Source organism: Microbacterium sp. (assembly GCF_052099035.1).
Classification (GTDB): domain Bacteria; phylum Actinomycetota; class Actinomycetes; order Actinomycetales; family Microbacteriaceae; genus Microbacterium.
This window is the reverse complement of record NZ_JBQDSX010000085.1, coordinates 1-9,544: the sequence shown is the minus strand read 5'-3', so window position 1 is coordinate 9,544 and position 9,544 is coordinate 1. Positions and strand designations below refer to the sequence as shown.

The window sequence follows — 9,544 nt, the reverse complement described above, 5'->3', positions numbered from 1 at the left end:
CAGTGAGCACTAAATGTTTCTGCTCCTCGCTGAGTCCGTGATTGGAGACGCCAAGCGTACCGAGGAAGCTTCCAAGGGCTTGAGACGACAGATCCGCCAGGTTGTTCTTAGCCTCGAGGGCGTCGGATAGCACCCCGACAGGGCATCCTCAGGTGCGGCGTGACCGTCCAGCGGCGAGTTCCCTCGAGCTGCCTCGTGGTGTGGACATGTGCCGCGGCATACGCAGCCCAGGTACAACGCACATCCCGGCAAAAGTACAGACTCAGTTCTCACGGCTCCTGAAGATCTGGGCCTGCGAGCGACAGGCGCTCTTTGCCCACGGGCTTGCAGCGCGACGGATCGTGGGCCTGCCTTCGGCGGGATCTGCTAAAGCGGAAGGCCTGAAAGACACCGTGGGGCGGGCTTCCGACGTTGCTGCGAGCCCGGTCGGATGGTCCTCGCGGCGATTTTGTTCGTTGACGCAATAAACGATCGGTTCATAGCCTGTGGCGAGGCAGCTGCACCGCCTTCCTCGTCGATGATGCCGCAAGGAGAAACACAGATGTCCAGGCGCACTTCCTCTCACCGGTGGACGGCGCGAGTCGTCGCCATTCTCCTCAGCATCCTCGCCGTGGGCGCGGGCGAGGCGGTACCCGCTTCCGCCGCGTCCCCTGTGTCTTGGGAGGTGTCCCAGCCCGGTGCAAGCGGCGTATGCGGAGGTACTCGGGCGACGCTGGCGCTGGACGGCAATGGACGTCTCATGCTCGCTGCATCACGGGACTGCACGCCCGCCCTCGACCCCGGGCAGCTCGCCCTGCGGACGACCACGACCGACTTCACCCAGCAGCTCGAGTTCGTCGGCCGGAGTGACCGTTCGGTCATCGACGACTACACGATGATCTCCGGAAAGTCGCGGGAGCGGTCCAGGGCTGCGACGATCTCGACCTTCACCTTCGCCAGGGGCGGAGTGCAGCTGAACATCGTCGTGAGAGTTTCGCAGAGCGGCGTGGCCTTCCGATATGTACTCCCGGCGGCGGGAACCGTCATCGACGATGCGACGGAGTTCCAGTTCCCCGCCGACACGTTGATCACGACCGCGGCATACGCCGGGCCCCACGAGACGCCCTGGTCGACGACCACCGTCGGGGCACTCGGTACGGGGAGCTATGAGTTTGGCAGCCTGCTGCGGCGCAGCAACGGCATGGCGGTTCAGATCTCGGAGGGTGACCCGGACGGCACGTTCTCGGGCGGAGGCCTGAACAAGTGGGGTCCGTCGGGTTTCGAGATCGGTCTCGCCACGGCGTCTCTCCCTGTCACGGCCGGCGGGATGACACCGTGGCGTGTGGTCTCGGTCGGCACTCCCTCCGCCGTCTTCCAGTCGACTCTCGTGGACGACGTCGCCCGTCCGTCGCGCATCTCCGACACCTCGTGGATCCGCCCGGGGATCTCCGCATGGAACTGGCTCGACGGATACGAGACCGGCCAGGCGTCGCTGTCGCAGCAGAAGGCATGGGTGGACTACGCCTCGCGGCAGGGATGGGCGTACTCGCTCGTCGACGGAGGGTGGAAGGGGCAGACCTGGGTTCCCGAGCTCGTCGACTACGCCGCGCAGCGCAACGTCGGCATCCTGTTGTGGGTGCATTCCGCCGACCTGGAGACCGCAGCGCAGCGCGAGAACGCCTTCGCCCGGTTCCGCGACTGGGGCGTCAAAGGAGTGAAGATCGACTTCATGGACAGCGACTCGCAGAGCCGCTACGCCTGGTATGAGGCGACCCTCGCCGACACCGCCCGCTTCCACCTCATGGTCGACTTCCACGGATCGCGACTTCCACAGGGGTCGTCGCGGACATGGCCGCACCTGCTGACGTCCGAGGCGATCAGGGGCGGCGAGTTCCTCGGCGACCGCACGATCACGCACGTCGCTGCGGCGCCGTTCACGCGCGGCGCTCTCGGTGGTACGGACTACACGCCGCTCGGGTTCCAGAACGGAAAGCCGAACAGCGACGCTGTCGAGCTCGCCGCGACGGTGCTGTTCGACACTGGACTCCTGCTGCCGGCGGGAACGCGTAGCGCCTATCTGGCACGCCCGGTCAGTGAATGGTGGATGCGCTCGGTCCCCGTGGTCTGGGATGAGACCCGCCTCATCGGGGGAACGCCGGAGACGGGAGCCGTGGTCGCTCGACGCAGCGACGAACGCTGGTTTCTGGGGGCGATGAAGGTCGGCGCGCCGGGCGCCATCAGCTATTCGACGGCCATCCTCGGTTCGGGGCAGTGGCTCGCCGAGATCGTGGACGACGCCCCGGACGGGACTCTGCGTCGGACGACGCAGCTGATCACTGCAGGGTCGACGATGACTATCCCGACCGCCGTCGCCAACGGCGGCCACGCCGTCCGGTTCACGCGCACAGTGTCTGTCCCGCCGTCACCGACGCGCATACGCATCCAGCAGAGCGGGCTCGCCGTCAACGTGGCCTTCGCAGGCACGGCCAACGGCGACGCGGTCGTGCAGTGGCCCGCCAGCGGCGACTCGAATAACTACTTCTCCCTGGCTCCTCTCGGCGACGGCTATGTCCGTGTGGTCGCGCAGCACAGCGGCCGTGACGTGGTGATCCTCGATGCGAGTACGTCACCTGGCGCGAAGGCGATCCAGCACCACTACGGTAGCCCGACCGTCACCAACGACGAGTGGCTTCTCGAGGATGCGGGGGGAGGACGGTTCCGCATCCTGAATCGCCACAGTGGCCTCTATCTGACGGCGCCCGACTCGGAATGGGGATCGCCGCTGCGCCAGATGCCGTACCGCTCTGGTGAGGCGCTGCAACTGTTCTGGTTCGGATGATCCCTCCTGGCCCGGGTGCCTCCAACTATGCTGCCTCCATGGGGACGCACCCGGGCTACCAGGATCCTCTGCGGGTTATTCGTGCCGTGCCAGAGGGGCGTCGGATCAAGCTCGCCGAGCTCATCAATCTCATCGCGGCCAAGGGCGCGATGTCTCGCGCAGAGGCTATGGCCAAGCTGGGATGGTCCCGCACACTGGTGACCCGCGTGGCGACGCTGCTGCTGGACGAGGGGATCCTCGCCGAGGAGGTGATCGCCGAGTCCGGACGCCGTGGTCGGCCCACCGCGCAGCTGCGGCTGGTCGTTGGGCGCGCGGCGACGATCGGTATCGACTTCGGATATCGATCCGTGCGGACGATCCTCGCGAGCGTCGACCACACGATCCTCGCGTCGGATGAGCGGGAGCTCGGCGACGATTATGGTCCCGATCAGGCGTTGGCGGGCGCGCGCGACATGATCGAGGACATGCTCGGCTCTGCGGCGATCGGATGGCCGGATATCGTCGGGGCGGGCATCGCCATCAGCGGGCCCATCGACTACCAGAACAACGCGCCCTCCCTGCACAGTCTCCTTCCGCACTGGTCTGGCGATGTCGTTGCTCGTGCAGGCGAGTACCTTCCGTGTCCGATCGTGCTCGGCAACGATACGAGGCTCGCGTGCTACGCGGAGTTGCTGTGGGGCGCGGGTCGTGACTTCGACAGCTTCCTCTACCTCAAGCTGCACTCCGGCGTCGGCGGGGCCTATGTGCTGAACCGGCGGATCGTTTCCGGGGCGACCGGCGTGGCTGGAGAGTTCGGGCATATGGTGCTCGTGCCCGGTGGTGAGCGGTGCCGATGCGGTGGCCGCGGGTGCCTGGAGACCGTGGTCGGTGTGCCCGCGATCGTGCGTGGCCTGTCGGTGTCCTACGGTCACATCCCCGAGTGGACAGAGGTGCTGCGCCGTCTCGCCGCCGGGGAGGCGGGCACGCGCGCCGTTTTCGCCGATGCGTACGATTCGATCGGACGCGCGACGGCATCGCTGTGCAACATCATCGACCCCGGGGCCGTCGTCCTCGGGGGCGCGCTGAGTCGTGCCTCACGCGATATCGAGGATCGCGTCGCCGAAGGGATCCGCGCTCATGCCCTTCCCGCCTGTGCGGATACCCCGGTGCGGGTCGGCTCCTTGGGGAGGGGTGCCGCCGCTCTCGGGGCGGTCGGAGCGGTACTGATGAAAGGCATCGTCTGAGGCTCCTTTTTGTTCATTGACGCATAAATTGGCCCACACCTAGAGTCGGTGGCGTCGCCCGGACCGTCTGATCCGACGGAGAATTCGTCGGCCCCGGGCGCACTCGCACAAAGGAGAGCCAGTGATCAATCGACTTCGCCTCGGCGCTGCGGCCCTGGTGGCCGCCGCAGCCCTCGCACTCGCCGCCTGCCAGACGGCCGCTCCCGGCGCCGAGGACCGGCCCGCGGAATGCGATGGCGTGACCATCACCAAGGTGGGGTACTCTCCCTACTCGAACACGGGAGGCTACTTCCCCTTCGTGGAGAAAGGTCTCGTTGAGGGATTCGAGCCGTGTGGGATCACGGTGACCACCTCTGATCCGGACGCCGACTCCGGCAAGCAGGTGAGCGGCATCGAGAACCTCGTCGCCGCCGGCGCGAAGGCGGTCATCGTGACGCCGACCGACCCGAAGGCCGTCAGCCCGATCGCGAAGCGACTCAAGGATCAGGGTGTCCTCGTCGTGGGACTCGCTACGTCGATCCCCGAAGCCGACATCACCTTCAACCTCGACGACCACGCCTTCGGCATGCTCGAAGGCACGAGCGCCGGCGACTGGCTGAAGGAAAACCGCGCCGGTGAGAAGCCCAAGGTGGCCATCCTCCACCAGGACTCCGGCGGGGACCCGCTCCTCGACCGCCACCAGGGCGCCATCGACGGCATCGACGAAGCGCTCGGCAAGGGCAACTGGGAACTCGTGAGCGAGGTGGAGGCGTTCCAGGAGGACACCGGCAACGCTCAGACATCCGTGATCCTCCAGGCCCACCCCGACCTGGACCTCATCATCGGACTCAATGACTCCAGCGCGCTGGGAGCGGTCTCGGCGATCACTTCCAGCGGACGCACCGCAGGTAAGGACGTGGGCGTCGTCACCGGGGGCGAGGACAAGCGGATCCTGGAGCATGTCCTGTCGGGTCAGGTCGTCTCCACGGTCGGACTGTTCCCCGTCGCCCAAGGCAACGTCATCGCCGACACCGTCCTCAAGTACGCGAGGGGCGAGTCCGTCGAGCGCGAGCAGATCGTCCCCGTCGAGCTCGTCACCGCCGACAACGCCCAGAGCATCCTCGACTCGCTCTCATGACCGAACCCCTCACCGAGACGGCACAGGTCGCCCCGGCGCTGCGGGCACAAGGCATCGGGAAGTCCTTCGGCGGCGTCGCAGCGCTCCGCGACGTCGACCTGACCATTCGTGAGGGCGAGATCCTTGGACTTGCCGGCGCCAACGGTGCCGGCAAGTCCACCCTGATCAATGTGCTCACCGGGCAGCTCACGCCGGATACGGGAACCCTGTTAGTGCGCGGCAGCAACGTCGTGCTCGACGCGCCGCATCGCGCCGCCCACCACGGCATCGGCGTGGTCCGACAAGAGCTCGACCTCGTGCCCGATCTCACCATCTCCGAGAACCTTGCGCTCGGCGACGAACGCGCGTTCCGTCGCCGAGGAATCCTTGATCGGGCGAAGATGCACGACTCCGCGGTGGCGGCGCTCGGCCGTGTCGGCCTGAGTCTCGAGCCATCGACGCTGGTGGGTGATCTCGCTATCGGCGACCAGCAGCTCGTGGCTGCGGCCCGTGCTCTGCGCAGTGCCGGCTCGGTGCTCCTCCTGGACGAACCGACATCGTCGCTGACCCCCTTCGAGGCGGAGCGCCTTTTCACAGTGATGAGAGCGTTGCGCGACGAGGGTGTGGGCGTCGTGTTCATCTCACATCGACTCAACGAGGTCTCCATGCTTTGTGATCGGGTCGTCGTACTCCGAGACGGCCAGGTCGCAGGGGAGTTCGGCGTCGACGAGGCGAGCATGTCCGAGGTCGTGGAGGCGATGGTTCCGGGGGCGCAGGCACTGACGTGGCAGAGCCGGCGGGCGACGCCCGGCCGCGTGATGCTCTCTGCGACAGGTATCGGCGTCCACGGGCGCCCTCCCCTGGACGTGGAACTGAGGGCAGGCGAGGTCGTCGGGCTGTTCGGCCTCGTCGGCGCGGGCAAGTCTTCCCTCGGACGGGCACTTGCGGGACTGACGCCGACGACAGCGGGGAGCATGACGCTCGACGGCGCCACCTACCGGCCGAAGAGCGCGGCGGACGCGTTCACAATGGGTGTCGCGTGTCTTTCGGAGGATCGCCGATTCGAAGGGATCCTCCCCGGGCTCAGCGTCCGCCGGAACATCACTGTGCGCGCGCCGAGAGACACCGCCCGCACGGGAGTCCTCCGCACGGGTGCGATCTCCCGTCTCGTCGGCGAGATGTTCGAACGCTTGCGTATCAAGGCGGCCGACGACTCCCTCGACATCCGGGACCTCTCGGGCGGAAACCAGCAGAAGGTCCTCCTGGGGCGGCTCCTCGCCGAAGAACTGCGCGTACTCATCCTCGATGAGCCAACGCACGGCATCGATGTACGCGCGAAGCACGATCTCCTCATGACCGTTGGCGACCTCACACGCAAGGGGGTCGCGGTGCTCATGGTGAGCTCCGAGATCCCCGAGCTCCTCGCCGCCTGCGACCGGATTCTCGTGATGCGGCGGGGCGAGGTGGTCGCGCAGATGGCGGCCGGGGAGGCCACCGAACAACTTCTCATGTCAGCTGCCACTGGAGGTTCACGATGAACACCGCTCTCGCTCTACCCGATGCCCCGGTCGCTTCGCGCCGGAGGAGAATCGATCCGACCCTCCTTGTGCTCCCCGCGGCGCTGGTGCTCATGATCGTCGTGTTCGCGGTGCTCTCCACGACGTTCTTCACCGTCGACAACCTCTTCGTCATCCTGAGACAGTCCGCCGTGCTCGGTGTCGCCGCCATCGGTGCCACGATGATCCTCATCGCCGGGAGGCTCGACATCAGCCAGGGCGCAGTCATCGCCGCATCCGGCATCGTCTGCGTGTCGCTGATGCAGGCAGGCGTGCCGGCGATCCTGGCCATGTTGGCCGCGGTGCTGCTGGGGGCGCTGCTCGGCCTGGGCAACGGCGTGCTCACCGAGGGCCTGAAGATCCCCGGGTTCATCGCGACCCTTGCGACGGCGCTGGTCATCCGTGGAGCGGCGTTGCTGTTCACCGGTGGACAGTCGATCGCGGCTCCGGTCACCGACGGGTTCGACCTGCTCTCGTGGGTCGGCGTCGGGTCGATCGGCCCGATCCCAGTGAGCGTGCTCCTGGTGCTGATCGCCTACATGGTCGCATGGTTCGTCATGCGCAAGACGGCGTGGGGAATGCGCACCTACGCGATCGGGTCTTCCGCGCGAGCCTCGCGGACCGCCGGACTGCGGGTTCGCCGTCAGGCGATCCAGATCTTCGTCGTCGCGGGCGCCCTCTCGGCGGTGGCGGGAGTCCTTCTCGCGGGCCGACTGGGCTCGGGCGCACCGAGCAACGGCACGGGGGCGGAGTTCGACATCTTCGCCGCCGTCGTCCTCGGGGGCACGTCCCTCTTCGGTGGACGGGGAAGCGTGATGCGCTCTCTGCTCGGCATCATCTTCCTCGCAGTCCTCAGCAACGGACTGGTGATCCTGAACGTCTCGTCCTACGTGCAGGGAATCGCGACCGGCATCGTACTAATCGTCGCCCTGGGAATCGACCGGTGGCGGGCGCGTGACGATGACTGACGTGCGAGGAATAGATCCCGAGCTCGTCGCCGCCGTCGCCGGCGACGAGCGTCCGGACCTCGCGGACGACCTGGACCGGGCCCGCGTGCTCATGAGCTCGGTCGGGCTCCCGGTCGCGGGTGCCGAGGCGCTGTACGGGTCCAGGGTCGACGTCACGGAGCACAGCATCGACCTCGGTGATCGGGCGATCGAGGTGCGCGTCTACACGCCGATCGGGAGAGATGCGCCCGCGCCCGGACTGCTCATGCTCCACGGAGGGGCGTTCGTCGGCGGTGACCGGGGAGGCGAGCACGCGCGGAGCCTGAGATATGCGGCCGAGGCGGGGTGCGTCGTGGTCAGCCCGGAGTACCGACTGGCGCCGGAGCACCCCTATCCGGCGGCGTTCGACGACGCGCTCGCCGCGCTCGACTGGATGAGCACGGGCCGCGAGCACATCGACCCAGGGCGCCTCGCGATCGGTGGCGTCAGCGCGGGGGGAGCGCTCGCCGCGGGGTCGGCGCTCAGGGTCAGGGATGAGGGCACAGTGCGGCTCAGGGCTCTCCTGCTGCTCTTCCCCGCCCTCGACGACAGAGTGGAGTCGCGCTCTTCCTTGGAGTTCACGGACTCTCCGGTCTGGGACGCCGCGAACACGCGCGAGATGTGGTCTCTCTACCTGCGGGGAGCTTCCGTCGACAGCTATGCGGCGCCCGCTCGGGCCACCGCGCTGTCCGGTCTTCCACCGACCTATGTGCTCACCGCAGAATGCGATCCCTTGCGCGACGAGGGGGTCGAGTTCGCGAGGAGGCTGATCGCGGCGGACGTGTCCGCCGACCTTCGCGTCTGGTCGGGAGCGTTCCACGTGTTCGACCAACTCGCCCCCGAGTCCGCGCTGGCGAAGGCGTCGGTGGGGGATCAGGTCCAGTTCATCCGACGCTACCTGCACTGACGTGGCGATGTGCGGACCGGCTCAGGAGCGAGCTCCGCGGCTGATCCTGAGCGTGACCACCTCGAACGGGCGAAGGCTCATTCGACCGTCCCCGCCAAGCGCCACGGAGTCGACGGGACGCTCCAGCAGATCGGTGCGCTGGACCTGTTCGTGATCGAAGCCGAAGAGGATCGTCGACTCTGAACGCGCGCCGTGCGCTTCGTAGAGGCGGACGATGACATCGCCCGAGCCGTCTTCGGCGAGCTTGACCGTCTCGAGAACGACAGCCGGGCTCGAGGACGTCACCAGGGGGACGGTGCACATTCCGCGCGTCGGCCGCATCGGAAGGTTGAGGCGATACCCATGCTCGATGACCTCGTCGACGTCCCCGATGACGATCGACGTGAGGAACGAATGCGCGCCTTGGTCTGCCTGCGGATCTGGGAACAGCGGGGCCCTGAGGAGGGTTTGGCGCACGACGGAGTAGGTTCCTCCGCCATCTCGGGCATGCCGCGTGACGTCGTGCCCGTAGATCGCGTCATTCGCCACGCCCACGCCGAATCTCGGGTCACCGACGTGGACCCACCGATGTGCACTCGTCTCGAATCGGGCGAGATCCCAGCTGGTGTTGGTGTGTGTGGGACGGCTGAGGTGCCCGAACTGGATCTCGGATCGTGCCGACGTGGCGTGCACATCGATCGGCACCGCCAGCTTCAGCATCCTCTGCTGTTCGTGCCAGTCGACATGCGTCTCGATATCCACGGCCATCGATCCGCCGGTCACGCTCACCGTTTGCGTCATGAGCGAGTTCCCGAAAGCTCTGATGATCTGCACGGCGACCAGACTTGGCGTATCGGTGACGATCGCTACCGACTCGGCGTCCCGGAGATCTTCTCCGCACGCCCGGTACTCGATGTCGATGTCGGGTCTGCTGTAGGAACAGGTGACATCAAAAGTGGCTAGCCCGGGAGGGCTGGCC

Annotated in this window: 7 protein-coding genes; 6 read left to right on the top strand and 1 reads right to left on the bottom strand. The window is 67.1% G+C overall.

What is annotated here, in order from left to right; genetic code table 11:
* Nucleotides 1–541 precede the first annotated feature (541 nt).
* From ACTIAO_RS15790 to ACTIAO_RS15765, 6 genes are all read left to right on the top strand, one after another.
* On the top strand, nt 542–2,818 hold the full coding sequence (locus ACTIAO_RS15790; protein WP_441907116.1) for a glycoside hydrolase family 97 catalytic domain-containing protein: 2,277 nt from the start codon (nt 542–544) through the stop codon (nt 2,816–2,818).
* A gap of 38 nt (nt 2,819–2,856) precedes the next feature.
* Complete coding sequence (locus ACTIAO_RS15785) at nt 2,857–4,041, top strand: ROK family protein (protein ID WP_441901271.1); 1,185 nt, start codon at nt 2,857–2,859, stop codon at nt 4,039–4,041.
* Between the two features lie 121 nt (nt 4,042–4,162).
* Nucleotides 4,163–5,158 carry a sugar ABC transporter substrate-binding protein gene (locus ACTIAO_RS15780; protein WP_441907115.1) on the top strand — a complete coding sequence of 332 codons (996 nt, stop codon included), beginning with the start codon at nt 4,163–4,165 and terminating at the stop codon, nt 5,156–5,158.
* Nucleotides 5,155–6,675, top strand: coding sequence for a sugar ABC transporter ATP-binding protein (locus ACTIAO_RS15775; protein WP_441907114.1), 1,521 nt, complete (start codon nt 5,155–5,157; stop codon nt 6,673–6,675). The genes ACTIAO_RS15780 and ACTIAO_RS15775 overlap by 4 nt, the downstream gene beginning before the upstream one ends.
* The gene (locus ACTIAO_RS15770; RefSeq protein ID WP_441907113.1) at nt 6,672–7,661 is read left to right on the top strand and encodes an ABC transporter permease; all 990 of its coding nucleotides are present in this window, start codon (nt 6,672–6,674) and stop codon (nt 7,659–7,661) included. The genes ACTIAO_RS15775 and ACTIAO_RS15770 overlap by 4 nt, the downstream gene beginning before the upstream one ends.
* The gene (locus ACTIAO_RS15765) at nt 7,654–8,586 is read left to right on the top strand and encodes an alpha/beta hydrolase (protein WP_441907112.1); all 933 of its coding nucleotides are present in this window, start codon (nt 7,654–7,656) and stop codon (nt 8,584–8,586) included. Before ACTIAO_RS15770 ends, ACTIAO_RS15765 begins: the two co-directional genes overlap by 8 nt.
* 21 nt (nt 8,587–8,607) lie before the next feature.
* On the opposite strand, the gene ACTIAO_RS15760 is transcribed toward ACTIAO_RS15765, so the two are convergent.
* A partial coding sequence (locus tag ACTIAO_RS15760; protein ID WP_441907111.1) for a glycoside hydrolase family 38 C-terminal domain-containing protein occupies nt 8,608–9,544 on the bottom strand: 937 nt, incomplete at its 5' end.

What these genes read in the sequence shown, in the direction of transcription:
- ACTIAO_RS15775 (WP_441907114.1), top strand. Translation starts at nt 5,155, where the DNA reads ATGACCGAACCCCTCACCGAGACGGCACAGGTCGCCCCGGCGCTGCGG.
- ACTIAO_RS15765 (WP_441907112.1), top strand. Translation starts at nt 7,654, where the DNA reads ATGACTGACGTGCGAGGAATAGATCCCGAGCTCGTCGCCGCCGTCGCC.
- ACTIAO_RS15770 (WP_441907113.1), top strand. Translation starts at nt 6,672, where the DNA reads ATGAACACCGCTCTCGCTCTACCCGATGCCCCGGTCGCTTCGCGCCGG.
- ACTIAO_RS15790 (WP_441907116.1), top strand. Translation starts at nt 542, where the DNA reads ATGTCCAGGCGCACTTCCTCTCACCGGTGGACGGCGCGAGTCGTCGCC.
- ACTIAO_RS15785 (WP_441901271.1), top strand. Translation starts at nt 2,857, where the DNA reads ATGGGGACGCACCCGGGCTACCAGGATCCTCTGCGGGTTATTCGTGCC.